28 protein-coding genes are annotated in these 22856 nt (G+C 71.6%); 20 read left to right on the top strand and 8 right to left on the bottom strand.

Annotated elements, in window-relative coordinates; translation table 11 throughout:
* Positions 1-9 precede the first annotated feature (9 nt).
* Genes J8J14_RS07140 through J8J14_RS07090 form a run of 11 tightly spaced genes read left to right on the top strand, consistent with a single transcriptional unit; the run spans position 10 to position 8512 of the window.
* Positions 10-1878: a YncE family protein gene (locus tag J8J14_RS07140; RefSeq protein WP_209378781.1), complete on the top strand. Its 1869-nt coding sequence runs from the start codon at positions 10-12 to the stop codon at positions 1876-1878.
* A 14-nt stretch (positions 1879-1892) separates the two neighbouring features.
* Complete coding sequence (locus tag J8J14_RS07135; protein WP_209378780.1) at positions 1893-2501, top strand: SCO family protein; 609 nt, start codon at positions 1893-1895, stop codon at positions 2499-2501.
* Positions 2498-3109: an SCO family protein gene (locus J8J14_RS07130; protein ID WP_209378779.1), complete on the top strand. Its 612-nt coding sequence runs from the start codon at positions 2498-2500 to the stop codon at positions 3107-3109. Before J8J14_RS07135 ends, J8J14_RS07130 begins: the two co-directional genes overlap by 4 nt.
* Positions 3097-4530, top strand: coding sequence for a hypothetical protein (locus J8J14_RS07125; RefSeq protein WP_209378778.1), 1434 nt, complete (start codon positions 3097-3099; stop codon positions 4528-4530). The genes J8J14_RS07130 and J8J14_RS07125 overlap by 13 nt, the downstream gene beginning before the upstream one ends.
* Positions 4527-4988, top strand: coding sequence for a type II secretion system major pseudopilin GspG (gene gspG / locus J8J14_RS07120; RefSeq protein WP_209378777.1), 462 nt, complete (start codon positions 4527-4529; stop codon positions 4986-4988). The genes J8J14_RS07125 and gspG overlap by 4 nt, the downstream gene beginning before the upstream one ends.
* Positions 4989-4993: 5 nt before the next feature.
* Positions 4994-5428 (top strand): GspH/FimT family pseudopilin, encoded by a 435-nt coding sequence (locus tag J8J14_RS07115; RefSeq protein ID WP_209378776.1) that lies wholly within the window; start codon positions 4994-4996, stop codon positions 5426-5428.
* Positions 5409-5783, top strand: coding sequence for a prepilin-type N-terminal cleavage/methylation domain-containing protein (locus J8J14_RS07110; protein ID WP_209378775.1), 375 nt, complete (start codon positions 5409-5411; stop codon positions 5781-5783). The genes J8J14_RS07115 and J8J14_RS07110 overlap by 20 nt, the downstream gene beginning before the upstream one ends.
* Entirely contained in the window at positions 5780-6382 is a 603-nt protein-coding gene (locus tag J8J14_RS07105; protein WP_209378774.1) for a type II secretion system protein GspJ, read from the top strand. The genes J8J14_RS07110 and J8J14_RS07105 overlap by 4 nt, the downstream gene beginning before the upstream one ends.
* The gene (locus J8J14_RS07100; RefSeq protein WP_209378773.1) at positions 6379-7476 is read left to right on the top strand and encodes a PilN domain-containing protein; all 1098 of its coding nucleotides are present in this window, start codon (positions 6379-6381) and stop codon (positions 7474-7476) included. Before J8J14_RS07105 ends, J8J14_RS07100 begins: the two co-directional genes overlap by 4 nt.
* The gene (gene gspM, locus J8J14_RS07095) at positions 7473-8033 is read left to right on the top strand and encodes a type II secretion system protein GspM (RefSeq protein ID WP_209378772.1); all 561 of its coding nucleotides are present in this window, start codon (positions 7473-7475) and stop codon (positions 8031-8033) included. The genes J8J14_RS07100 and gspM overlap by 4 nt, the downstream gene beginning before the upstream one ends.
* Entirely contained in the window at positions 8030-8512 is a 483-nt protein-coding gene (locus tag J8J14_RS07090; RefSeq protein ID WP_209378771.1) for a hypothetical protein, read from the top strand. The genes gspM and J8J14_RS07090 overlap by 4 nt, the downstream gene beginning before the upstream one ends.
* Before the next feature lie 56 nt (positions 8513-8568).
* Here the strand turns inward: J8J14_RS07090 and J8J14_RS07085 are convergent, their stop codons facing one another.
* A complete protein-coding gene (locus tag J8J14_RS07085) occupies positions 8569-9459 on the bottom strand; it encodes a sigma-70 family RNA polymerase sigma factor (RefSeq protein ID WP_209378770.1) in 891 nt (296 codons plus the stop codon).
* A gap of 2 nt (positions 9460-9461) precedes the next feature.
* Entirely contained in the window at positions 9462-9923 is a 462-nt protein-coding gene (locus J8J14_RS07080) for a carboxymuconolactone decarboxylase family protein (RefSeq protein ID WP_209378769.1), read from the bottom strand.
* Positions 9924-10107: 184 nt separating this feature from the next.
* On the opposite strand from J8J14_RS07080, the gene J8J14_RS07075 reads away from it, so the two are divergent.
* The 6 genes from J8J14_RS07075 to corA all read left to right on the top strand — a co-directional run bounded on the left by J8J14_RS07075 (position 10108) and on the right by corA (position 14217).
* On the top strand, positions 10108-10635 hold the full coding sequence (locus J8J14_RS07075; RefSeq protein ID WP_245215509.1) for a CHAP domain-containing protein: 528 nt from the start codon (positions 10108-10110) through the stop codon (positions 10633-10635).
* Between the two features lie 207 nt (positions 10636-10842).
* Entirely contained in the window at positions 10843-11106 is a 264-nt protein-coding gene (locus J8J14_RS07070) for a twin-arginine translocase TatA/TatE family subunit (RefSeq protein WP_209378767.1), read from the top strand.
* Between the two features lie 78 nt (positions 11107-11184).
* Positions 11185-11832, top strand: a complete 648-nt coding sequence (locus J8J14_RS07065) for a methylthioribulose 1-phosphate dehydratase (RefSeq protein WP_209378766.1) — start codon at positions 11185-11187, stop codon at positions 11830-11832.
* On the top strand, positions 11829-12368 hold the full coding sequence (locus J8J14_RS07060) for a 1,2-dihydroxy-3-keto-5-methylthiopentene dioxygenase (RefSeq protein WP_209378765.1): 540 nt from the start codon (positions 11829-11831) through the stop codon (positions 12366-12368). Before J8J14_RS07065 ends, J8J14_RS07060 begins: the two co-directional genes overlap by 4 nt.
* Positions 12368-13075 (top strand): acireductone synthase, encoded by a 708-nt coding sequence (gene mtnC / locus J8J14_RS07055; protein WP_209378764.1) that lies wholly within the window; start codon positions 12368-12370, stop codon positions 13073-13075. Before J8J14_RS07060 ends, mtnC begins: the two co-directional genes overlap by 1 nt.
* A 152-nt stretch (positions 13076-13227) precedes the next feature.
* The gene (gene corA, locus J8J14_RS07050; protein ID WP_209378763.1) at positions 13228-14217 is read left to right on the top strand and encodes a magnesium/cobalt transporter CorA; all 990 of its coding nucleotides are present in this window, start codon (positions 13228-13230) and stop codon (positions 14215-14217) included.
* A gap of 7 nt (positions 14218-14224) precedes the next feature.
* Here the strand turns inward: corA and J8J14_RS07045 are convergent, their stop codons facing one another.
* From J8J14_RS07045 to J8J14_RS07035, 3 genes are read right to left on the bottom strand one after another with little or no spacing between them, the layout of a single operon-like run.
* Positions 14225-15202, bottom strand: a complete 978-nt coding sequence (locus J8J14_RS07045) for a pirin family protein (protein WP_209378762.1) — start codon at positions 15200-15202, stop codon at positions 14225-14227.
* A gap of 13 nt (positions 15203-15215) precedes the next feature.
* Positions 15216-15833, bottom strand: a complete 618-nt coding sequence (locus tag J8J14_RS07040) for an alpha/beta hydrolase (RefSeq protein WP_209378761.1) — start codon at positions 15831-15833, stop codon at positions 15216-15218.
* A gap of 56 nt (positions 15834-15889) precedes the next feature.
* Positions 15890-16858, bottom strand: a complete 969-nt coding sequence (locus tag J8J14_RS07035) for a ring-cleaving dioxygenase (RefSeq protein ID WP_245215508.1) — start codon at positions 16856-16858, stop codon at positions 15890-15892.
* A gap of 175 nt (positions 16859-17033) precedes the next feature.
* Here J8J14_RS07035 and J8J14_RS07030 point away from each other — a divergent pair, with 175 nt between their 5' ends.
* The 3 genes from J8J14_RS07030 to J8J14_RS07020 all read left to right on the top strand — a co-directional run bounded on the left by J8J14_RS07030 (position 17034) and on the right by J8J14_RS07020 (position 19868).
* Positions 17034-17471 carry a DoxX family protein gene (locus J8J14_RS07030; protein ID WP_209378760.1) on the top strand — a complete coding sequence of 146 codons (438 nt, stop codon included), beginning with the start codon at positions 17034-17036 and terminating at the stop codon, positions 17469-17471.
* Between the two features lie 79 nt (positions 17472-17550).
* Positions 17551-18483: a LysR family transcriptional regulator gene (locus J8J14_RS07025; RefSeq protein WP_245215507.1), complete on the top strand. Its 933-nt coding sequence runs from the start codon at positions 17551-17553 to the stop codon at positions 18481-18483.
* 65 nt (positions 18484-18548) lie between these two features.
* On the top strand, positions 18549-19868 hold the full coding sequence (locus tag J8J14_RS07020) for an NtaA/DmoA family FMN-dependent monooxygenase (RefSeq protein WP_209378758.1): 1320 nt from the start codon (positions 18549-18551) through the stop codon (positions 19866-19868).
* 39 nt (positions 19869-19907) lie between these two features.
* On the opposite strand, the gene J8J14_RS07015 is transcribed toward J8J14_RS07020, so the two are convergent.
* From J8J14_RS07015 to J8J14_RS07005, 3 genes are read right to left on the bottom strand one after another with little or no spacing between them, the layout of a single operon-like run.
* Positions 19908-21002, bottom strand: a complete 1095-nt coding sequence (locus tag J8J14_RS07015) for a glycosyltransferase family 4 protein (protein WP_209378757.1) — start codon at positions 21000-21002, stop codon at positions 19908-19910.
* The gene (locus tag J8J14_RS07010) at positions 20999-22090 is read right to left on the bottom strand and encodes a hypothetical protein (protein WP_209378756.1); all 1092 of its coding nucleotides are present in this window, start codon (positions 22088-22090) and stop codon (positions 20999-21001) included. Before J8J14_RS07010 ends, J8J14_RS07015 begins: the two co-directional genes overlap by 4 nt.
* A gap of 20 nt (positions 22091-22110) precedes the next feature.
* Entirely contained in the window at positions 22111-22752 is a 642-nt protein-coding gene (locus tag J8J14_RS07005; RefSeq protein ID WP_209378755.1) for a DUF4214 domain-containing protein, read from the bottom strand.
* Positions 22753-22856: the final 104 nt, after the last annotated feature.

Raw genomic sequence — 22856 nt, 5'->3', positions numbered from 1 at the left:
GGAAAGGCCATGCCGGCCATCGTGCCGGCACGGTCCTGGCGCTGGGCGGGGCTTCTCGCCCTCGTCCTGGCTGGCCCGGAGGGGGCGAGGGCGGAGGAGCCAGCCGCCTTCTCCGCCCGGCACGCGGAGCAAGGCGTGGAAGCGGTTCTGGAACTGCGGCCCGTGGCGGATGGCCCGCTCCTGGCCGGGCAGCCCGCGCGGTTCCGGCTGAACCTGACGACGGCGGAAGGCGCCGCCGCGCGTGGCCTCAAGCCCGCGGCCTGGGCGGAGCGGAGCGGCGGCCGCGCCCTGTCATGCCAGGAGCGGGTCCGCGGCCTGATCGAGGCACGGCTGGGCCGCAAGGCCGAGGTGGATTTCAACGCCTGGCATCTTGCCTATCTCGGCAGCAACGGCGCCGTCTATGTGCTCGATCCGGTCGGCGGCACCTCGCGCAGCCGGGTGCTCGCCGCGGTCAATCTCGGCGGGCGCCCCGGCGGCTGGGCGGAGGATCGCGCCGGCAGCCGCCTCTATGTCTCCCTGCCTGAGCAGGGCGAAGTGGCGGAAATCGACACGGCACGCTGGGCGCTGCGCCAGCGGATCGAGGTGGGCGGCCGCCCCGGCCGCCTCGCCCTCCATCCCGATGCGCAGCAGCTCTGGATCGGCCAGGAAGGCGGGGAGGGCGCGACCGAGGAGGTCGCGGTGCTCGAGCGCGGCTCGGCGCAGGTCTCCTCGCGCCATGCCGCCGGGCCCGGGCCGCATGCCTTGGCCGCGCTGGGCGGGGGGCGCGCTCTGGCCACCTCGCCGGCCGGCGCGACGATCCTCGGCGATGCATCGGCCAAGAAGCTCGATGGGCTCGGGGGTGGCTTCTCCGATGCCGCCCATTCGGCCCTGGCGGATGCGGCGCTGCTGCTCGATGCCGCGGAAGGGCGGGTGCTGGCGGTGGCGCCCGATGGACGTGTCACCGGGCACTGGACGGTGGCGCCCGGCGCGGCGGGCCTCTTCCCCGATCCGGGCGGGCGCCTCCTCTTCGTGCCGGAGCCGGGGGAGGGGCGCGTGACCGTCATCGACCTCGCGCGCGGGGCCGTGGCGCACCGTGTGCCGGTCGGCGGCACGCCGCTGCATGTCGGGTTCAGCGGCACCCAGGCCTATGTGCAATCCGGGGCGGGCGCGTCCGTTTCGCTCATCGCGCTTGGCAGCCTCGGCGAGGCCGGGACGCCGGCGGTGACCACCATCGCCGCCGGCGAGGCCGGGCTGGAGCCGGGCGAGGCGCTGGGCCCCATGATCACACCCGCGCCGGGGCAGGAAGCCATGCTGATCGCCGCGCCGGGCGAGCAGGCGATCCATGTGTACATGGAAGGCATGGCGGCGCCCTCCGGCCTGCTGCGCGCGCCGCGCGGCCGGCCCCTGGCCATCACCGCGGTGGACCACGGGCTGCGGGAAACCGAGCCTGGCCGCTACGAGACCCAGGCGGTCTTCCCCGGGGCGGGCCGCTACGTCGTGCCCGTGATGCTGCAGGGCACGGGCTTCCTGCACTGCTTCGAGGTGGAGATCGGCGGCACGGAGGCTGTGCCGATGAGCCGGCGCCTCAGCCTCGAACTCCTCGATCCGGACGGGCGCACCCTGCCGGCAGGTGCGCCCAGCGCGCTTCGCCTGCGGCTGCGCGGCCCGGAGGACCTCCAGGCCTGGCGCCAGGCAGGCGACCTGAGGGCGCGCGTCGTGCAGTTCGTGGGCCACTGGCAGGTCTCGCTGCCGCTGAAGCCGCTCGGGGACGGGCTCTACGAGGTGGAGGGTATCACCCCGCCGCGTGCCGGCCCCGTGCAGGTCTATGTCGAATCCCCCTCGCTCGGGCTGGAGCCCGGGACGCTTCCCCACATCCTTCTCAGGGCTCAATCACCATGAGGACGCCTTTCGTCATGCCTGGCCGTCGCGGGCTCTTCAGCCTGGCGGCGGCCTGCGCGATGCCGCGGCTGGTCCGGGCACATGACGCGCATGATCCCGCCCCGCGCCCCGCATCATCCGAAGCCGTCATCCGGCTGCGCTCGCCACTGCCGGATGTGCGCGTGACCGATGCCCAGCGCAGGCGCCGCCGGCTCGTCTCGGAGGTCTTCGCGGGGCGGGTGGTGGCGATCGACTTCGTGCTGACGGATTGCGCCAGCTTCTGCACCGTCATCTCCGCCGCCATGGCGGGCGCGCAGGAGATGCTCGGCCCCCGCCTGTCCCGGGAGGTGGGGCTGGTGAGCCTGGCCCTGGATCCGATCGGAGGCACGCCGGACGAACTGAAGGCCTATGCGCACCGCTTCAGCGCCGGGCCGGGCTGGGATTTCGTGAACATCCCGCCCGCGCCGCTCGACAACGTGCTGCGCGGTATCGGCGGGCCGGTTTCCGGTGGCGACCACACGCCCATGGTGCTGGTGCTGGACACCGCGCGGGGCGAGATCCGCCGCATCCTCGGCATCCCCGAGCCGGAGGCGATCGTCCGCACCATCGACGCCGCCCTTTCGGCACGGAGGGCACAGGCATGACCTCCTTCATCATGCAGCGCCGTGGGTTGCTGCTTGCCGCTCCCGCGCTGCTTCTCGGCTCGCGCACAGCCGGTGCGATGGAATGCGACGAGCGCGAGCGGAGCTATTTCAGCAACCGCGTGCTGACGAACCAGGAGGGTCGGCAGGTCCGGTTCTACGACGACGTGCTCCGCGGGCGCTCCGTCCTGATCGGCTGGATCTTCACCAGCTGCCCGGATGCCTGCCCGCTGCTCGCCGCACGCAGCCTGGACATCGCCGATACGGCGGCCCGGCTCGAAGCACCGCCGCGCATCGTCCACCTCACCACGGACCCGCGGCGCGACCAGCCGGCGCGGCTGAAGAGCTGGGCCGCCCGCTTCGGCACCTATTCCGATTGGGTGCTGCTGACCGGCGCGCCGGCCGATCTGCGCCACGTGGCGCAGCGCCTGGGGCAGACGGTGGACGAGGAGCGCCCGGACCGTCACACGACCCTGCTGCTGGCCGGCAATGTCCCGGCGCGCCGCTGGGCCAAGCTGCGCCCGGACATGCAGCCCGAGCTGGCGGGCCGCCAGCTGGCGGATCTCGCGGCGGCACCGGCGGTGGTGGATGCCACCCGATGCTCCGGCTGACCATCGCCGCATGGCTGCTCTTCTCGGCCGCCGGGGCTGCGCAGCCCGGGCTGGTGGAGGATGGACAGGTGCTGTTCCTCCGGGGGGCGCGGCCCGGCGCTCCCCCACCGCGCGCCACCGCCGCCTCGGGCACGGTCCTGCCCGCCACGGCCATGCCCTGCGGCAACTGCCACGGGGCGGATGGCGGCGGCGGGCGCATGGAATCCGGCGTCAGGCCGCCTTCCATCCTCTGGTCAGCCCTGACCCAGGCCGCGCCGGGGCGCCGGGCTTACAGTGATTCATCGGTGCTGCGGGCCATTGCGCAGGGGATCGGGCCGGATGGGCGGGCGCTGGATCCCATCATGCCCCGCTACGACCTGACGCTGGAGGACGGGCAGGCCCTGCTCGCCTATCTCCGGGCCCTCGGCACCGTATCCGTCCCGGGGATCGAGGAGCATCTCGTCCGGATCGGCGTCGTGGTGCCGCAGGGTGGGATGGGCGATGCCTTCGCCGCCGCCCTGCAGGAGGCACTGGCCGCGGCCGCGCCGGAGGGCGTGTTCGGCCGCCGCGTCTCCGTGCTGCGCGCGAACCTGCCCGAGCAGCGCGACGCCGCGGAGGAGGTCTCGCGCCTTCTCGATGCCGGGGTGCTCGCGCTGGTCTCGGCCCTGCCGGGCGAGGCGAACGACGCCGTTGTCGAGGCCGCGGCGAGGGACCGCGTGCCCGTTCTCTCCATGCGCGCCGGCCTGGCGGCATCGCCCGAGGGCTTTGCCCTGCTCCCCGGCGTGGTGGACGAGGCGGTCGCGCTGCTGCGCCGACTGCGTGAGCCTGGGCGCGCCCTGATCCTCATCGGGGGCCGCCCGTCGGAGCAGCGCCTGGCCGAGGCCATCGTGGAGCGCGTCGGCAGCCAGGCCGAGGCAGATCCGCGCGTGGTGACGCCGGGCGAACTGCCCGGCGCGGTGCCGGAAGCAACCGGCATCCTGCTTCTCCTGCCGCCCCAGCAGATCCGGCTGGTGTCGGAGGCGCTGCGCCTGAAGGACGTGCCGCTGCTCATCCCGGGATCGGTGGGCGGGGAAGGGATCCGGGCCGCCGCGACGGCCGCGGGTCGGCCGGTCCTGGTGGGGCTCGGCATCCCCCCCTCCGGGGGCGAGGGCACGGCCGGGGCCCGCTTCGCCGCCGGCCAGGCAGCCCGGGCGGGCCTGGCGGGCCGGCTGGGCCATGCGGCGGGAGAGGTGATGGTGGAGGCGCTCCGGCGCAGCGGCCGGCGCGTGACGCGCGAGCGGCTGGTGGCGGCCTTCAGCGCGCCGGACGCCTTCGAGACGGGGGCGCTGCCGCCGCAGCGCCTTCTGGGCAATGCGCGATCCGGGGCGGGGGAAATCGCCGTCCTCCGGATCCATGGCGACGGGCGGCCCGCCGAATGGGCCGGGCCTGTCGCGGCTGAATGAGGGAGGATCCCGTGCGGGTTTCGGTGAACGGAGGAGGCAGGAGGCGGCGCGGCAGCCGCCGGGGCTTCACCTTGATCGAATTGCTGGTCGTGCTCGTGATCCTGGGCCTGCTGGCCTCGGTCGCGGCGCCGCAGGCCATGCGCTATCTCGGCGGCGCGAAGCATGACGCGGCCAAGCTGCAGCTCAGCGGCCTGGCCACGGCGATCGATCTCTACCGTCTGGATGTCGGCCGCTACCCGCCGCGCGAGGAGGGGCTGAACGCGCTCGTGCAGGCGCCGCCCGGCGTGGAGCGGTGGAACGGCCCCTATGTGCGCAAGGCCGACCAGCTGCTGGACCCGTGGGGGCGCAGCTTCCGCTACCGCGCGCCGGGCGAGCACGGTCCCTACGACCTCTTCACCCTCGGCGCCGATGACCGCGCCGGCGGCAGCGGCGAGGACCGGGACGTGACGAGCTGGTAGCCGCCATGCAAAGCCCCGGCTTCACGCTGTTCGAGACGCTGGTCGTGCTGCTGGTGCTGGCGCTCGCCTCCACCGCCGTGCCGCGGCTCTGGGGCACGGGGCAGGGCGGGCTGGTGCGGGCCGCGGCGAATGATGCCGCCGCGATGCTGCGCGAGGCGCGGGCGGAGGCGCGGCGCACCGGGCGCGAGACGCGCGTGGTCTTTGACACCGCGCTGGGCCGCTTCCGCCGGGCCGATGGGGGCCGCACCGGCAACATCCCCGCCGGCGCGAGCCTGGTCATCGAGGGCGTGGCGTCGGAGGCGGACCAGGAGGGGCGCATCGCCCTTCAGTTCGATGCCGAGGGCGGATCGACCGGGGGCCGGGTGACGGTCCTGCGGGGCACCGCCGTCGCGGCGGTCGAGGTGGATTGGATGACCGGCCATGTCCGCCTCGCGCGCTGACCTCCATGCGCCCGGCTTCACCCTGGTGGAGGCGCTGATCGCGCTGCTTGTGATCGCCGCGGCCGCTGCCGCGGTGCTGCCGGCGCTCGGCCATGCACTGCGGGCGAAGACCGAGCGCGAGGCGGGCCTGGATGCGGTGCTGACCGCCCAATCCCTGCTCGAAGCCTATGCCCCGCCCGGCGCCGCCCGGCCGGGGCGGCGCGAGGGCCAATCCGCCGCCGGGCCCTGGATCATCGAGATCGGGCAGGGCGAGGAAGGGGCGCGCGGGGTGGTGCTCCGCCCCGTGAGAGTGGTGCTGGGCGCGGTGACGCTGGAGACGCTGCGCCCGGGCCCCGTGGAGGAGAGGCGGCCATGACCCGCCGCGGCATGAGCCTCGTGGAGGTGCTGGTCGGGCTGGTGCTGCTCGGGATGGTCGCGACGCTCGGCTTCTCCTCGCTGCACCTCGTCGGGCAGGCGTCGCAGGTCACGGCGGCCGACCTGGCCGTGACGGGCGCGGTGCAGGACCTGCTGCGGCTGCGGCTGGCCGGCGTGCTGCCTCTCGTCGCCAGCGGTACGGCCGGCCGCCCCGCCATCCTCTTCGAGGGGCAGCCGGAGCGGATGGCCTTCGTGGCGGAACTGCCCCGGCGCTTCGGCCTGGCCGGCCCGGCCGTGGTCGAGCTCCGGGCGCAGGAGGAAGGGTTGCGCCTGTTCTGGCGCCCCCTCTCCGGCGATGCGGCGGGCGAGGGGCAGGCCGGGCGCGTGCTGATGGACCGGATCGCCGGGTTGCGGCTGCGCTATTTCGGTTCGCCCCGCCCGGCCGATGCCGCGGTCTGGCGTGAGAGTTGGAGCGATGCCTCGGCCTTGCCCGGGGCGATCGAGGTGAGCGTGCAGTTCCACGAGCAGGACGCGCGGCGCTGGCCGCCCTTCGTGGTCGTGCCGCGCCTCGCCGGCAGAACGGGAGGTGCGGCGGAATGAGCGGTTCATTGAGCCTTTCCGGCCTGGGCGCCCATGGCGCGGAGTTCCTCCGATGGTGGCGGCGCGAATTGCGGGACATGGTGCCCCGCCGCCTGCGCCTCGCGCGGCCGCGCCTCGTGCTCGACCTGCGCGACGGCGCGCCGCGCATCGCAAGGGCCGCCGGGCAGCGCCTCCAGCCCGTCGCGCCCTTTCCGGGCGGCGGTGAGGCGGCCGGGAAGGGCCGCGCCCTGCGGGGCCTGGCGGCGCAGGACGAGGTGGTGCTGGTCGTTCCCCCCGCCTGGATCCTGCGGCGCGTGCTGCAGCTGCCCGCGGCGGCGGAGCCGAGGCTGAAGGCCGTGCTGAATTTCGAGATCGAGCAGCATGTTCCCTTCGCACCGGAGGAGATGGTCTGGGACGCCCGCATTCTCCGGCGCCTTCCGGAGGCGCAGCGCGTGGAGGTGGAGGTGGCGGTGATGCCGCGCTTCCTGCTGGCGCCGGTGGCGGCCGGGCTGCGCCGCGTCGCGCGGACCGCCCGCCTCGTCGCCCGGCCGGATCCGGCGGAGGAATGGCCTTCCGTGCCTCTCGACGCCCTGGCGCCCCCGCAGACGCGCTGGCGCCGCCGGATCGAGGCGGGCCTGGGCGTGGCGGCCCTGCTGCTGGCCCTGCAATTTGGCCAGGCGGAGCTGCGGCGGCAGGAGGAGATGACCCTCGCCCTGGAGGCGCGGGCGGCGCAGGCCCGGCGGCAGGCCGAGAGCGTCCTGGCGCTTGAGGCCGGGGTGGCGGCGCTGCGCACGCGCCTGGCCGCGGCGGCGGCGTTGCGGGGCGGACGGCCGGCCAGCCTCGTCATCATCGAGGAGGTGGCGCAGCGCCTGCCCGACGATGTCTGGCTGACCGAGCTGCGGCTCACGGGTGACCAGCTTCTCCTCTCCGGCTTCGCGGCCCGGTCCGACGCGCTGCTGGAGCAGCTCGATGGTTCCGGGATCTTGCGCGATGTGCGCTTCGCCGCCCCTGTCACGCGCGGGCAGCGCGACACGACGGACCGCTTCCAGGTGGCGCTGCGGGTGGTCCCGCCCCCCGAGGCGCAGCGCCCCGCAGCCCGGTTGGTGCAGCGATGATGACGAACCTTTCCCTCCCCGTGCGGAGGCTGCTGGCCCTCGCCCTGCTCTCCCTTCCGCCGCTGCTGCTCTGGAGTGTCCTGATCGGGCCCTGGCTGGACCAGCGCGCGGCGCTGTCGGCCCGGATGGCGGATGCGCTGATGATCGAGGCGCGGTCCCTCGCCCTGGCCGCCCGGAAGCCGGCCATCGAGGCGGAAGGGGAGTCGCTCCGCCAGGCCCTGTCCGGCGTGGTGGATCCCCTGCCGGGCGGCAGCTACGCCCTGGCCGGCGCGGAGCTTCAGCGGCGGCTGCGTGAGGCGGCGGGCCGCCAGCGCGCCCCGGTGAGCAGTGTCGAGACGCTGCTGGAAGGGCGCGCCGGCCCGGGAATGGTCGGTGTGCGCGGCCGCCTGCAGACCGATGCCGAGGGCCTGCAGAGGCTTCTGGCGGAGCTGGAGGCGGGCCGGGCCCTGCTGCAGGTCCATTCCCTGACGCTGGCGACCATGGGGAGCGGCGCGCGCCGCGTGCTCGACGTGCAGGTGGAACTGCGCGCCCCGCGGCAGGAGGAGGCCACGCGATGAGGTTGCGCCTTGCGGGGCTGATCGCCCTTTGTGCCGGCCTGGCCTATCTGTCCTTCCGCGAGGACAGGGCGAGCCTGCCGCCCCCGCCGGGGCCGGCGATGGCCGAGCGGGGAGCGGCGCCTTCCGTCACGCCCCCGCCCGGACCGCCCGCCGGATTGTGGCAGGAGCAGGTCTCGCGCCCCCTCTTCGTCGCGGGGCGCCGGCCGCCCGGCGCGGCCGCGCCGGCCCAGGCAGCTCCGCCGGAGCCGCCCCAGCCACCGCCGCTCGGCGCCGCGGGCATCGTCGTCCGGGGCGGCAGTGGCGTGGCGCTGCTGCGCCTCGCGGATGGAGGCATCGCCCGGGTGACGGAGGGCGAGCAGGTGGATGGCTGGCAGGTGGTGCGGATCACGGCGGAGGGCGCGGAGCTGCGGCGCGGCCGCGAGACCGTGTCGCTCAACGCGCGGGTTCCGACGGCGGAGGGCCTGGCCCCGGCGAACTAGCCGCTCGCCAGCAAGCCGCCGCGGCACCCGTTGCGCGGCGTCACGCGGCCCGGGGCTCAGGGTGAGAGCCGCGCCCGCACGGAGCCCAGCTTTTCGGGGTTCCGCACGATGTAGATGGCCACGATCCGTCCGTCCCGCACCTCCAGCGCCGTCGTCTGGGGAAGCCCGTCGGCTTCCAGCGTCACGAAGCCAGGCAAGGTGTTGATGCTGCCGAGATGCAGCAGGGGCGGGGGTTCGGGCCGCTTGCGCGCGATGCCGGCGAAGAAGCGCCCCACCTTCTCCGCGCCCTGGATGAGGTTGCGGGCTGCGTTGCGGATGCCGCCGCCATCGGTGTGCAGCACGACATCGCCGGCCAGAAGCCGGCGCAGGCCTGCTTCGTCCCCGTCGCGGGATGCGGCGAAGAAGGCCTGGGCGATGCGGCGTGCTTCCGCTTCCTCCACCGCCTGGCGCGGCCTCGCCTCGCCCAGGTGCTCGCGCGCGCGGGTGGCGAGCTTGCGGCAGGCGGCCTCGTTGCGGCCGAGGAGGGCGGCGATCTCGGCGAAGGGCGTCTCGAACAGGTCGTGCAGGATGAACACCGCCCGCTCCGCCGGGGAGAGGCGCTGGAGGGTGAGCAGGAAGGCCACCGAGATGTCCTGGGCACGCTCATGCGCCACCTGCTGGGGCGGCTCCTCCGTATCCAGCACGGGTTCGGGCAGCCAGGGGCCCACATAGGCCTCGCGCCGGTGCCGGGCGGATTTCAGGTGGTCCAGGCTCAGCCGCGCGGTGGCCTTCAGCAGCCAGGCGCGGGGAATCTCGATGGCGCGGCGATCGGCGGCGTTCCAGCGCAGGAAGGCTTCCTGCGCGATGTCCTCCGCCGTCGCCAAAGAGCCGGTCATGCGATAGGCGAGCCCGATCAGCTCCGGGCGCAACGGGGTGAAGTGCTCCGTGGGATCGGGCTCGCCCGCCATGGTCAGGCGGCCGCCGTCGCGGGAAGCTGGCCGGGCACGGCGCGGAAGCCGATGGCGAGCCGGTTCCAGACATTGATCGCGCCGATCAGCAAGGAAAGCTGCACCATCTCCTCATCGGTGAAATGGGGGCGCAGCCCGTCATACACCTCGTCCGGCGCATGGGTCTCGGCGACCAGGGTCAGCGCCTCGGTCCAGGCCAGGGCGGCGCGCTCGCGGTCCGTGTAGTGGGGCGCTTCGCGCCAGGCATCCAGCAGGAAGAGGCGGGCGGGGCTCTCGCCGGCCTTCATGGCGTCACGCGTGTGCATGTCGATGCAGAAGGCGCAGCCATTGATCTGGGAGGCGCGGGTCTTCACCAGCTCGATCAGGCCGTGCTCCAGCCCGCTGGAGGTCACGGCCTTCTCCAGGCCGATCATGGCCGGCAGCAGCTTGGGGGCGGCAGCGAAGTAGTTCATGCGGGGAGTCATGGGAGGCATCCTCTCTCAAAGGGGGTTGTCGCCCATAGGACGAGGCGGCCCTGGCGGATGTGACGGACCGGGCGGGGAAATATTTCGCCGGGCGCCGTGGCCGTGCCGGCGCAGACAGCGGCGGGGGTGCCGCGCTAGCCTGGGCCCGCGGGCCTCGGGGGAGGCCCGAGGGGGATGTCAGGACTTGGCGGGGTTCATCCTGCGCTTCGGGCTGCTCGCGCTGGCGGGCGGCCTGCTTTCCGCCTGCGGGTCCACCCGCGGGCCGATCTCGGCTGGCCATGGCTATGAGGCAAGCGACGGCTACCAATCCTGCGTGCCCTATGCCCGGGCGCGTTCCGGCATCGATCTGCGCGGGGATGGCTGGCAGTGGTGGGATGCGGCGCTGGGCCGGTATGACCGCGGCCAGCAGCCCCGGCCGGGCGCCGTGCTGGTGCTCCAGCGCAGTTCCCGCCTGCGGGACGGGCATGTGGCGGTGGTGTCCCGGGTGGAGGGGCCGCGCCAGATCCGGGTGGACCATGCCAACTGGGCCTCGGGCGGGCTGAAGGGCCGGGTGGCGCGGGAGCAGCTGGTGGTCGATGTCTCCCCCCGGAACGACTGGTCCGCCGTCCGGGTCTGGTACCCGCCCATTTCCGCCGTCGGGAACACGGTGTTTCCGGCCTATGGCTTCATCCACCCCACTCGCCGCTGGGCATCGGCCGCGCTGGTGGATTGAGCGGGGGCGATGGGGGGATGACGGAGCCGTCATCTGCCCATTGCGTCCGGGCCCCGCATGGCCCATGTCCCTAAAGGAATTCCACGGGGATGGCGTGGGCCGGTTTACCCCCGGAAGGCGCCGCCCTAGTCTCAACCAGGGAACGTGGCGAAGGCCGCCCTCACCGGCACCGGCCCGCCAAACCACGCAAGGATATCGGGGCGTCACATGGGTTCGTTCAGCATCTGGCACTGGCTCGTCGTGCTGCTGGTCGTGCTTCTGCTCTTCGGCAGCGGCAAGATCAGCGGTCTGATGGGTGACCTCGCCACGGGCATCAAGTCCTTCAAGAAGAACATCAAGGAGGACGAGCCGGACGCCTCCATGGCGGACAGCACGGCCCATCCGCCGGCCGGCAACCTGCCCCCGCCGGGCACGCAGGCCACCAACGACCCGAACCGCACCGTGGTGCGCCAGCCCCCCGGGCCGGTCTGAACCCAGCCTTCACGGTCTGATGGCGCGCCGGCCCTGGAAGGGGCCGGCGCGCTGCGTTTGAGCACAGGTTACATTTCCATGGCTGATCCCATCCCCGATGCGGCGATCCGTGCGATCGTTGAGGCCGGGCGCCGCATGGCCGAGCGCAACTGGGTACCCGCGACCGCCGGCAACATCTCGGTGCGCCTGCCCGGCCATCAGAATGAGGGGGGGCGGATCGCGATCACCCGCTCCGGCTTCCACAAGGCGCATCTGGATTCCGGGGCCGTGATGGCGGTGGGAATGGATGGGCGGCCTGAGAACCCGGCGCTGCGCCCCTCGGCCGAGACGGGGCTGCATTGCGGCGCCTATCGCGCCTTCCCCGAGGTGGGGGCGGTGGTGCATGGCCATTCCATCGCCAACACCGTCCTTTCCCGCCGGGCCGGGGATTCGATCCGGCTGGAGGGCTACGAGCTGCTGAAGGCCTTTCCCGGCCTGCCCACCCATGACGCCGCGATCGAGCTGCCCATACTGGACAACGACCAGGACATCGCCCGCCTGCAGGCGGCGGTCGAGGCCCGTTGGGCCCGCATGGCGGCTCCGATCCTTCCCGGGTATTTGATCCGGGGCCACGGTGTCTATGTATGGGGTCCCGACATGGACGCCGCCCTGGCGCGCCTGGAGGGGCTGGAATTCATGCTGGCCTGCGAGATGGCCAACCTGTCCATCGGAGGTTACGCCCCATGAGCCGCCTCGTCATCCACGACGCCACCACCAACACCGTTCTCCAGGACACGCAGGATGTGGGCGAGATCGCCCGGTCCCTGGCCGAGATCGGCGTGCGCTTCGAGCGCTGGGACGTGGCCGACCTGCCGGAGGGCGCCGATGCCGAGACGGTGCTGGCCGCCTACAAGCCCCGCCTGGACGCCTTCATGGGCGAGACCGGCGCTGGCACGGCCGATGTGATCCGCCTGACCGCGGACCACCCCCAGGCCGATGCCCTGCGCAGCAAGTTCCTGGCCGAGCACCTGCACACCGAGGATGAGGTCCGCTTCTTCCATGAGGGCGCGGGCAACTTCATCCTTCATATCGGCGGCAAGGTGTATGACGCCCACTGCACCCGGGGCGACCTGATTTCCGTGCCGGCCAACACGCATCACTGGTTCGATGCGGGTGTGAACCCGAAGGTGACCGCGCTGCGCATCTTCACCGACACGACCGGCTGGACCCCGCATTACACAGGCACCGACATGTCGGAGCGCTTCCCGGCCACGACGGCCTGATGCCCCCCGAGGCTGTCGTCTGCGACATCGAGGGCACGACCAGCGCGATCGCCTTCGTGAAGGAGACCCTGTTCCCCTTCGCGGAGCGCGCGCTGGACGGTTTCCTGCGCGAGCATGGCGCGGAGCCCGCGGTGGCCGCCATCCTGGACGAGGTGCGTGCCCTGGCCCCTGACCAGGAACCGGCCGAGGCGCTGCGCGGCTGGATGGCGCGGGACGAGAAGGTGACGCCGCTCAAGGCGCTCCAGGGCATGATCTGGCGCCAGGGCTTCGAATCGGGCCTCATCCGCGGCCATCTCTGGCCCGATGTGGCGCCCTGCCTGCGGGCCTGGGCGGCGGCCGGGGTGAAGCTGCGCATCTACTCCTCCGGTTCGGTGGAAGCGCAGAAGCTGCTTTTCGGCCATTCCGAGGCTGGGGACCTGACGCCGATCCTCTCGGGCTTCGACGACACGCGCACCGGGCCGAAGCGCGAGGCGGAATCCTATGCCGCCATCGCCCGTTCCGCCGGCCTGCCGCCGGGCGGGATGCTCTTCCTCTCCGACGTGGCGGAGGAACTGGACGCGGCCAGGGCCGCGGGGATGCAGGTCTGCCAGATCGTCCGCCCGGCGGATGGCACGGTGGAGAGCGGCCGCCACCCGGCCTGCGCCACCTTCCCGGAGGTGGCCACCCGCTTCGGCCTGCCCGCCCCGGATGAGCCTCCCCCCGCCTGAGGCGGGGTTCCTGACACCCTGTCACGCCCCCGCGCTGGCGGCTTGCCGCGCGCGGGGCTAGGAGCGTGGGGCGCCTGGTTGCCGAATCGGCCGGGGCGCGGCCCGCGCGTAGCACTGCCGACCCCTCGCCCGGATCCCGGGAGGCCCTGCCCATGATGACCACTTATGCCCTTCGCGACGGCGCCTGCTCCGTCCATGGGGGCCTCGACACGGCCGAATCCATCGCCTCCGCCACCTGGATCGACCTGCTGAACCCGACGCCGGAGGAGGAGCGCGCGGTCCAGGATGCGCTGCAGATCGAGGTGCCGACGCGTGAGGAGATGCAGGAGATCGAAAGCTCCTCGCGCCTCTACAAGGAAGGCGATGTGCTCTTCCTCACGGCCTCCTTCCTCTATGGCGCGGATGAGGGGGAGTTCGGGTCTACCCCGATCACCTTCGTGCTGGCCCCGAACGCGTTGGTGACAGTGCGCTACGCCACGCCCAAGGCCTTTTCCGTCTTCGCGGTGCGCGCCCAGCGCCAGGCGCTGCCCCTCCTGCGCACGGCGGATGGGGTGATGCTGCACCTGTTCGAGCAGATCGTGGACCGGCTGGCCGATATCCTCGAACGGACCGCGAGCGAGATGGACCGCGCGAGCCAGACCACCTTCCGCAATGCGCGGAACATGCAGGTGAAGGCGAACAAGCGCGACATCGACCTGCGCCAGGCGCTGATCGCCCTGGGGCAGGTGGGCGAGGTGACGAGCCGCGCGAGCGACACGCTGCTTGGCCTTTCCCGCATCCTCACCTTCGTCGGCGCGGAGAAGGCGAATGCCGTGCGCAAGGAAAACCAGGCGATGATCAAGACCCTGGTCCGGGACGTGCGGTCGCTGGTGGAATACGCCAACACCATGAACAGCAAGGCGCAGTTCCTGCTGGATGCCGTGCTGGGCATCATCAGCATGGACCAGAACGGCATCATCAAGACCTTCACCGTGGCCTCGGTGGCGCTGATGCCGCCCACGCTGGTGGCCAGCATCTACGGCATGAACTTCGAGTTCATGCCCGAACTGAAATGGGCGCTGGGATATCCCTGGGCCCTGATGCTGATGGTGGTCAGCGCCGTGCTGCCCATCCTCTATTTCAAGCGGAAGGGCTGGCTGTAGCCGGCCCTCAGCTCGTCGGTGAACCGGCGGAGGGCGCCTGCACCGCGGGGCGCGTCTTCACCGGCTCCTCCGGCAGGGGGATGAACTCCTTCTCGTCGCCCGGCACCTTCGCGAAGCGGCCCTCGCGCCAATCGGCCTTCGCCTGCTCGATCCGCTCGCGCGAGGAGGAGACGAAGTTCCAGAAGAGGTAGCGCGGCCCGTCCATCGCCGCGCCGCCGAGCATCAGCAGCCGCGCGCCCTGCGGTCCGGCGCGCAGCGCCAGCCCGTCGCCCGCGCGGAAGACGAGCATGCGGCCGGCCTCGAAGCGGTCCCCGGCCACCGTCACCTCGCCCTGCACCACATAGGCGCCGCGCTCCTCATGGTGATCGGGCAGGGGCAGGGATGCGCCGGGCGCCAGCACGGCATCCGCGTAGAAAAGGTCGGACGGCGTGGCGACCGGGGAGCGCGCGCCCCAGCCATAGCCCGCGACCAGGCGCAGCTTCGCGCCCGCATCCTCGATCACCGGCAGGGTGGCGGCGGGATGATGCGCGAAGTCCGGCGCGATCTCCTCCTGCGCGCGGGGCAGCGCCACCCAGGACTGGATGCCGAAGAGCTTGTGCGGGTGCTGCCGCACATCGTCCGCCGTGCGCTCGGAATGCGAAATTCCGCGGCCGGCCGTCATCCAGTTCACGTCGCCCGGGCGGATCGGCTGGTTGGAGCCGACGCTGTCGCGGTGCTGGATCTCGCCATCGAACAGATAGGTGACGGTGGAGAGGCCGATATGCGGATGCGGCCGCACATCGATACCCTTGCCCGTCAGGAACTCGCCCGGGCCCATCTCATCGAAGAAGACGAAGGGGCCCACCATGCGGCGCTCCTTCGCCGGCAGGGCGCGGCGCACCTCGAAGCCACCGATGTCGTGGGTGCGGGGAATGATGACCTGCTCGATCGCCTGCCCCGCGATGCATTCGGGCATCACGCCCGCCGGATCACGCTCAACGCTCATTCGTGCGATTCCTTCAAAGGGCCGCGAGCCAGTCGCGGGTGAGGGCAACATCCATCTGCGACAGCCCGTGGCCGAGCGGCAGCGCATGATGCGCGACGGCGGCGCCGGCGTCTTGCAGGATCCTGGCCAGGGACGCGCTGTTGGCGGCCGGCACGATGGGATCCGCCGTGCCCGAGAGCAGGAGAACCTCCGTCCCCTCCAGCCTCGCGCGCGGTGGATCGCGGAAGGGCACCATGGCCCGCAGCAGCGCGGCGCCCCGCAGCAGGCCGGGATGGCGCAGCAGCAGGCTGGCCGCGATATTCGCGCCATTGGAAAAGCCGAGCACGACCGGGGCGGCCAGGCCGTGGCGCGCCTGTGATTCCCGGATGAAGGCGGCCAGCTCATCCGTGCGGCGGCGCAGGTCCTCCTCGTCGAACACGCCTTCGGCCAGGCGGCGGAAGAAGCGCGGCATGCCGTTCTCCAGCACCTTCCCGCGCGGGGAGAGCAGGGTTGCGCCGGGCGCGACGAGGCGGCCGAAGGGGATCAGGTCATTCTCGTCGGCCCCCGTGCCATGCAGCAGCAGAAGGGGAGGGCGCGTGGCATCGGCGCCCGGCTCGAAGCGGTGGATGAAGTCGGTCTCGGTGATGCTCATGGCAGCGGTGCTCCGGTGGCGGGCCACGCCGGGATGGCGCGGCCCGCGCTGCGGGTTCAGGCGAGGACGGGCAGGGTCGCCTCGATCTGCTTGCGATGGCCCTCCAGGAAGGCCGGCAGCTTCAGCGCGGTGCCGAGCTGCCCGGCCGGCTCATCCACGGCGAAGCCGGGGATGTCGGTCGCGATCTCGAACAGCACATGGCCGGGCTCGCGGAAGTAGACGGAGCGGAAGTAGTCGCGGTTCTTCTGCTCGGTCGTGCGCAGCCCGTGATTCGTGGCCAGCTTCCGCACCATCTCCATCTCCGCCGCGTCGTCCGCCGCGCGGAAGGCGAGGTGGTGGACGGAGCCGCGCCCGAGCCGTGCGGGCAGGAAGCCGCCCACCGCTTTCAGGTCCACGATGCCGCCGATGGAGGTGCCCTCCACGGCGTAGCGGGTCGTGTTCCCCTCCTTCGCGACTTCCCGGAAGTCGAAGACATCCGTGAGGATCGCGCCCGTCGCCGCGGTCTTCTCCAGCATCAGGCTGACGCTGTGGAAGCCGCGGATGGCGTTCTCCACCGGCACTTCGCCATTGTCCCAGGCGGGCTCCGCCTCGATGCCGGGGATGCCGGCCAGGGCCAGGCGCAGCCCGTCCGGGTCGCGGAAGGTGAGCACCGTCTCGCCGAAGCGGGTGCTGCGCTCCAGCCCGTGGTTCACCAGGCGCGCGGTCCAGTAGCCGATGGCGGATTGCGGGATGCGGAAGACCGTCTCCTGCAGCTCGCCCGCGCCGGCACGGCCTTCCGCCGCATTCTCCCAGGGGAAGAAGGTGAGGATGGTGCCGGGGCTGCCGGCTTCGTCGCCATAGTAGAAATGGTAGGCGCCGGGGTCGTCGAAGTTCACCGTCTTCTTCACCAGCCGCAGCCCGAGGGTGCGGGTGTAGAAATCCAGGTTCCGCTGCGCGCTGCCGGCGATGGCGGTCACGTGGTGGATGCCATGGGTGGTGTTGGTGGCCTGGGTCATGGTCGCTGTCTCCGGCTTGGCGGGGCGCATCCGGCGCTCCGGTGTTGGCGCAGCATCTGGGCAATCGCGGCGCGAATGCCAGCGAAAGGCGATTGCGTTCGTGCAATGCGGGGCTTGCCGTCTTCGCCGTGGCCTTGCGGCGGCCGCGTGGCCAACCTCCGGCCCAACGATCCCATCCCGGGGTCCCCGACCGGAGAATCCTCCCATGATCGATCCTCGCCTTGCCCCCTATGGCCTGACCCTCCTGCGGGTCTCGCTCGGCGTCATGTTCCTGGCCCATGCCTGGCTGAAGTTCGGCGTCTTCACCATGCCGGGCTTCACGGCCTTCCTCGGCCAGATCGGCCTTCCCGGCTTCCTCGCCTGGCCGATCATGTTGGCCGAGGCGCTGGGCGGCCTGGCCCTCATCCTCGGCCTCTATTCCCGGGCCGTTTCCCTGGCGCTGCTACCGGTGCTGCTGGGCGCGCTGATGGTGCATGCCGGCAATGGCTGGGTGTTCAACGCCCCCAATGGCGGCTGGGAATATCCCGCCTTCCTCGCCTTGGCGGCGCTGGTGCAGGCGCTGGCCGGCGATGGTGCGCTCGCGCTCCGCGCCACCCCGGTTCCGGCCATGGGTGGGCGCGATGGCCTCGCTGCCACGGCCTGAAGGGCCTAGAATCCTGGCGACCCGCCGGCGGCACGGTCCTCCCGTGCCGCCGGCTTCGCGTTCGCCAGGGACAGAGCCGTTGAAGGAAGCCGCGCGCACCCTCGCCTGGGATGATTTCCGGCTGATCGACGCGGTGGCGGCCACGCGCAACCTGCCCGCCGCCGCGGCAAGGCTGGGCATCGACCATTCCACCGTCTTCCGCCGGCTCAAGGCGGTGGAGGCCCTGCTGGGCACCCCGCTCTTCGAGCGCCATCGCAGCGGCTACACCCTCACCCCCGCCGGGGAGGAGATGGCGGCCCTGGCCGCGCGGGTGGACGAGGACATCACCGCCGTCACGCGCCGCCTCTCCGGCCAGGCGCCCGCCCCCTCGGGCGAGGTGAGAATCGCGACGAGCGACAGCATTCTCTCCGACCTGCTGATGCCCATGCTGGCGCGCTTCCGCGAGGCGAACCCGGCCATCCGGCTGGACCTTGTCACCGGCAACGCCGCGCTGAACCTGTCCCGCCGTGACGCGGACGTGGCCGTGCGCGCCACGGACAGCCCGCCCGAAACCCTGGTGGGCCGCCGCGCCGCGCGCATCGCCTGGGCGCTCTACGGCGTGGAGGGGGCGGACCAGGAGGGGGACTGGGTCTGCCTGGGCGACAATCTCGCCGGGCTGAAGGTGGTGCGCTTCGCCCGTGCCGCCGTGCCGCCGGATCGGCTGGCCGGCCGCTTCGACACGGTGCTGGGGCTGGCGCATGCCGTCGCCGCGGGCATCGGGGTGGCGCATCTGCCCTGCTTCATCGGGGATGCCTGGCCGGGGCTGCGCCGCCTCGCGGCACCTGAGCCGGACTATGCCTCCGACCTGTGGCTGCTCACCCATCCCGACCTGCGCCATACGCCGCGGGTGCGCGTGCTGATGGACAGCCTGGGCGAGCAGATCGCGGCCAGGCGCCCGCTGATCGAAGGGCAGGCGCCGCGCCCTGGCGGGGATGTTGCCAGGGCTCCTGGCGGGGATGTTGCTAGGGCATGATCCCTGGGGGAGCCTCTGGGTGACCTTCCCGGAGGCTCCGGGACATTGGCAATCGGAGACGGTGCATGGCGGCGCGACCCTTCCATCTCGGCTGGTTTCTGCAGGGTTCCAGCGTGCAGGCCTGGGGCGAGCCCTGGACAGGCCAGATCGGCCGGGACTGGCGCCATCCGGACCTGTTCATCGACATGGCGCGGGCGCTGGAGCGCGCCTGCTTCGACTACATCCTCCTCGAGGACAGCTCCTATGTCGGTGAGGCCTATGGCGGCTCGCGCGAGATCTACCTGAGGAACGGGCTCTCCGTGCCGCGGCAGGACCCCTCGATCATCGCGACGCTGCTCTTCGCTGCGACGAAGAGGATCGGCGTGGCCACCACCCTCGCCACCTTCACGCATCACCCCTATCTCCTCGCGCGGATCATCGCCACGCTGGACCAGGTCTCGGCGGGGCGCGCGGGCTGGAACATGGTGACGGGCAGCAGCGACATGGCCGCGCGCAACTACGGCCTGGACGGGTTGCCCGAGCATGACCTGCGCTACGACATGGCCGATGAATACATGGCCTGCGTGAACGCGCTGTGGGATTGCTGGGAACCGGGCGCAATCCTGGCCGACACCGAAAGCGGCGTGCTGGTGGACCACACTAAGGTTCACGCCGTGGACTTCAAGGGCAAGTGGTACTCCTCCCGCGGGCCGCTGAATTCCGGCCCCTGTATCCAGGGGCGCCCGGTAATCGCCCAGGCCGGCGGCAGCCCGCGCGGGCGACAATTCGCCGCCACCCATGGGGAGACCGTGGTGGCAAACCCCAAGGGCATCGAGGCCATGAAGGCCTACCGGAACGACATCCGTGCCCGCGCCACGGCGGTGGGCCGGAACCCCGACCACATCAAGGTCCTTTTCCTCGTCAACCCGATCATCGGCGAGAGCGCGGAGCATGCCGAGCTGCGGCGCCTGGAGCGCATCGCGATCGCGGACCGCAAGATCGCGCAGCGCCTCGCCCATTTCAGCAAGGTAACCAATATCGACTTCGCCGGCTTCGACCTGGACAAGCCGATCGACGAGAACCTGCGCACCAACGGCCACCAGCAGAACCTGGACACGCTGAAGAAGCTGGGCGCCGGCGGGAAGACGCTGCGCCAGGCCTTCACCGATTACAGCGCGACCGGCCTCTCGGTGGATCTCTGCGGCACGGTGGACAGCATCGCCGGGCAGATGGCCGAGGTGATGCAGGAGGTCGGCGGGGACGGCTTCCTCCTCTCCATGGGTGATGTGAGCCGCCGCGTGGTGGCCGAGGTGGCCGAGGGGCTGGTGCCCGCCCTGCAGGCGCGCGGCCTGGTGCGGAAAGCCTATGGGCACGCCACCTTCCGCGAGAACCTGCTGGAATTCTGAGCGGCGGCGGCCGGGGCGCGCTGCCCCGGCCAGCGGGCCTCAGGCCCCGATCCATTCCAGAACGGGCGCGGCCATGCGATCCGGCGTGAAGGAGGCGGCCTGCTGCAGCGCCAGCGGGGCAAGCTCTGCGATGCGGCGAGGATCGGAAATCTCCTTCAGCCCCGCGGCGAACTCATCCACCGAAAAGGGATCGAAGAACACGCCGCCATCCCCGATCACCTCGGGGAAGCTGGAGGTGAGGGAAGCCAGGACGGGCTTGCCCAGGCTCATCGCCTCCACCGCGGGAATGCCGAAGCCCTCGTAGACGGAGGTGAGAATGAGGAATTCGGCGGCCTTGAGCAGCCGGTACTTCACGAATTCCGAGACGAATCCGGTGAACTTCACCTTCTGCTGCGCCTGGGGGCGCAGCCTGGCGAGTGCCTGGTCCGCCAGCCAGCCGCGGCGGCCGATGACGATGAAGGTGAGGTCCGACGCGATGACGGAGGGATGCTCCAGCGCGCGCAGGAGGAGATCGAGGTTCTTCCGCGGCTCGATCGTGCCGATCACCACCGCGTAGCGACCCAGTTCCACCGTGGGCTGGTTCCGGTCGAGCAGGGGGAAATGCTCGGGCCAGTCCGCATACTGCATCAGCAGCCGGGTCTTGGGCGCGACCCAGGGAAAGGTATCGGACAGCGCGGCCCGAGTGGCCTCGGAAACGCAGAAGACAACCTCGTCGCTGGTGATCTGATCGCGCAGCGGCTCCAGGTGATAGGCCACATTCGCCTGGTCATGCGTCTCGGGCATCACCAGCGTGCTGATGTCGTGGATGGTGCTCGCCTCGCGACGCGCGAGGCCGAAATTCTCCTTCACCGAGGGGTACAGGAGCGGCAGCGAGGAATCGATCGGCTCGAAAGCGTCGGACGGGCGGCCATTGATCCGGCCGCGCAGGAAGGAGCCGGACCCGTGCCGGATGGTTTCCCGCACCTCGGGTGCGGCGATGCGCGTCATGCGGATGCCGTAGTCCAGCTCGACGCGGCCGCTCCGCTCCAGCGCCTGGGCAAGGCGGCGCGTGAAGACCGAGATGCCGGTCCACTCATCCTCGAGCAGCGGCGTGATGTCCAAGGTCAGGCGCGGTTTCGGGGTGGTCTCCGTCATGGCGTGTCGCTCAAAGTGACGCGCGCTGCCCATCCGGTGCTGCCCAGGCGAAGCAGCGTCACGTCCCGCTCCAGCCAGGCCGAGAGAAGGGCGCGGAACCGGCTGGCCATGCCGCTGCCTGCCACCTCGATGCGCTCCGCCATTGCGTAGAAATCCAGTCCGTAACACCAGAATGGGATGCCGGGATGCAGGAGGATGGAACCCAGCGGCGTGTCGCGTGGCGGGGCGGTGACGAACTGGGCGGCCCAGGACTCGGTGCGCGGAAAGGTTACCCCGATGGCATTGAAGGCCTTGACGGCCGCCGCGATCCGCCCGGCCACCTCGGCGCCGCCCTCAGGACGGGGCAGCTCGAGGAGCACAAGCTCGGGCCCGCCGAAGATCGCCCGCAGCACCTCCTGGGCCACCATGCGCAGGAAAGCGGTATCGGCCAGCGCCGTCTCGCTCAGCGGGATGTAGCGGATCGGACGGTCGGCCGGGAGCGGTGTGTCGGGCGGGGCGGGTTCGATGTCGCGCGTGCCCAGTGGCCCCAGCGGAGCGCAGGAGAAAGGAAAACGCTCAACCACGCCCATGGCCGGTGTTTGGCGGAGGCGCAGATGCATCGCGGATGGGCGGTGCCAGGCATCGCCGCAGCGATAGCCGATCCCGCCATTGATCTGCGAGGCAAGGCCCGAGAACAGCTCCGGCGCCAGGCGCAGCAGGTTCCGCAGCGCCGCCTCCTTCCCCGGATTGCCCCGGGGATAGAAGAACATGTGGTTCCTGAGGCCAGGGATGGCCCGCAGGGTGTGACCATCGGTAAGCGCCACATGGTCCTGCGTATCCCCGATGCGCTGGTCGAGCCATGCGCGGGCCCGGCCATGCGTGAAGATCTCCGGCCGCGCGACGAACTGCATGGTGATGAGGTGCGCCGTGGCTTCCTGGGTCAGCAGGGCGAGTGCGGCGCGCAACTCGATGGGCATCACCACGTCGCGCAGCGCGTCCCGCCCGAAGAGGGAGCCGGGAATTTTCAGTGCCGGAAGCCAGGAGCCGGGCAGGGAAACCAAGATCCGTGGCCCGAAAACGGACTGAGCGGGCGGTGCGTCGTCAGGCATGGGAAATGGCCGAACCGCTCTCAGTCATGGATGCCGAAGACGAAGGCCGGCGTATTGGGGGCCAGAAGCGCGCGGGGGCGTGCGCGGAACTCCTCGCTGGCGGCGAGCACGGCCAGCAGGCCGAAAGGGGTGAGAGCCCCGATGCCGAGCAGGGGCGCATAGCTGCGGATCCCATCCTCGTCGGCCGGGCGGCCGAGCACATAGAGATAGGCCGTGCGGATGAACTCCGGGATGCCGCGCCGGGACATGAAGTCCTGCAGCACGGGCGCATAGCCCCGGAGTTGCTCGATCGATCCGGCAACCAGCGGATCGGCGGCTACCACCCGGGCCAGGCTGTTGCCGATGGGCTCGGCGCCATCCCGCAGTTTCAGCACGCGCGCGGGCTGGATCTCTTCCCCGGTTTCCGCGGCCTGGAGGCTCACGGGAATGCCGGCGACCTCCTGGACGGGCCGCCCCAGCCGGAGGCGGAAGGCGCACCAGCCATATCCGAAATTCACATTGGCGAGGTCCGCACGAAAGAGATGCGCGTGACCGAGAGCAAGCTCTGCCCCCTCCGGATCCACCACGCGCACCTGAACCGGGCGTGCCGGGGTTTCACGGTCAAAGGCCCATCCTTCGACGAAGCCGGCAGCCGTCAGGGCATCAAGATGTCCGCGGATCACGTTCCGATCGTCCCGAGCCGGAGTGGCATGCAGATTCTCGGACTTGACCCATCAAGGTGCTGAAGGCGAGGCACCCTCAATGGAAGGCCCACCCGAAGCGCGTG

Origin of the sequence: Pararoseomonas baculiformis (assembly GCF_017813395.1) — a bacterium.
GTDB classification, from domain to species: Bacteria; Pseudomonadota; Alphaproteobacteria; order Acetobacterales; family Acetobacteraceae; genus Roseomonas; species Roseomonas baculiformis.
The sequence above is the reverse complement of the archived record's forward strand: the minus strand, read 5'-3'. Positions and strand labels throughout refer to the sequence as shown.

Coding starts and splice junctions, on each gene's coding strand:
- J8J14_RS07140 (WP_209378781.1), top strand. CDS start 10: ATGCCGGCCATCGTGCCGGCACGGTCCTGGCGCTGGGCGGGGCTTCTC.
- J8J14_RS07135 (WP_209378780.1), top strand. CDS start 1,893: ATGCCTGGCCGTCGCGGGCTCTTCAGCCTGGCGGCGGCCTGCGCGATG.
- J8J14_RS07130 (WP_209378779.1), top strand. CDS start 2,498: ATGACCTCCTTCATCATGCAGCGCCGTGGGTTGCTGCTTGCCGCTCCC.
- J8J14_RS07125 (WP_209378778.1), top strand. CDS start 3,097: ATGCTCCGGCTGACCATCGCCGCATGGCTGCTCTTCTCGGCCGCCGGG.
- gspG (WP_209378777.1), top strand. CDS start 4,527: ATGAGGGAGGATCCCGTGCGGGTTTCGGTGAACGGAGGAGGCAGGAGG.
- J8J14_RS07115 (WP_209378776.1), top strand. CDS start 4,994: ATGCAAAGCCCCGGCTTCACGCTGTTCGAGACGCTGGTCGTGCTGCTG.
- J8J14_RS07110 (WP_209378775.1), top strand. CDS start 5,409: ATGTCCGCCTCGCGCGCTGACCTCCATGCGCCCGGCTTCACCCTGGTG.
- J8J14_RS07105 (WP_209378774.1), top strand. CDS start 5,780: ATGACCCGCCGCGGCATGAGCCTCGTGGAGGTGCTGGTCGGGCTGGTG.
- J8J14_RS07100 (WP_209378773.1), top strand. CDS start 6,379: ATGAGCGGTTCATTGAGCCTTTCCGGCCTGGGCGCCCATGGCGCGGAG.
- gspM (WP_209378772.1), top strand. CDS start 7,473: ATGATGACGAACCTTTCCCTCCCCGTGCGGAGGCTGCTGGCCCTCGCC.
- J8J14_RS07090 (WP_209378771.1), top strand. CDS start 8,030: ATGAGGTTGCGCCTTGCGGGGCTGATCGCCCTTTGTGCCGGCCTGGCC.
- J8J14_RS07085 (WP_209378770.1), bottom strand. CDS start 9,459: ATGGCGGGCGAGCCCGATCCCACGGAGCACTTCACCCCGTTGCGCCCG.
- J8J14_RS07080 (WP_209378769.1), bottom strand. CDS start 9,923: ATGACTCCCCGCATGAACTACTTCGCTGCCGCCCCCAAGCTGCTGCCG.
- J8J14_RS07070 (WP_209378767.1), top strand. CDS start 10,843: ATGGGTTCGTTCAGCATCTGGCACTGGCTCGTCGTGCTGCTGGTCGTG.
- J8J14_RS07065 (WP_209378766.1), top strand. CDS start 11,185: ATGGCTGATCCCATCCCCGATGCGGCGATCCGTGCGATCGTTGAGGCC.
- J8J14_RS07060 (WP_209378765.1), top strand. CDS start 11,829: ATGAGCCGCCTCGTCATCCACGACGCCACCACCAACACCGTTCTCCAG.
- mtnC (WP_209378764.1), top strand. CDS start 12,368: ATGCCCCCCGAGGCTGTCGTCTGCGACATCGAGGGCACGACCAGCGCG.
- corA (WP_209378763.1), top strand. CDS start 13,228: ATGATGACCACTTATGCCCTTCGCGACGGCGCCTGCTCCGTCCATGGG.
- J8J14_RS07045 (WP_209378762.1), bottom strand. CDS start 15,202: ATGAGCGTTGAGCGTGATCCGGCGGGCGTGATGCCCGAATGCATCGCG.
- J8J14_RS07040 (WP_209378761.1), bottom strand. CDS start 15,833: ATGAGCATCACCGAGACCGACTTCATCCACCGCTTCGAGCCGGGCGCC.
- J8J14_RS07035 (WP_245215508.1), bottom strand. CDS start 16,858: ATGCGCCCCGCCAAGCCGGAGACAGCGACCATGACCCAGGCCACCAAC.
- J8J14_RS07030 (WP_209378760.1), top strand. CDS start 17,034: ATGATCGATCCTCGCCTTGCCCCCTATGGCCTGACCCTCCTGCGGGTC.
- J8J14_RS07020 (WP_209378758.1), top strand. CDS start 18,549: ATGGCGGCGCGACCCTTCCATCTCGGCTGGTTTCTGCAGGGTTCCAGC.
- J8J14_RS07015 (WP_209378757.1), bottom strand. CDS start 21,002: ATGACGGAGACCACCCCGAAACCGCGCCTGACCTTGGACATCACGCCG.
- J8J14_RS07010 (WP_209378756.1), bottom strand. CDS start 22,090: ATGCCTGACGACGCACCGCCCGCTCAGTCCGTTTTCGGGCCACGGATC.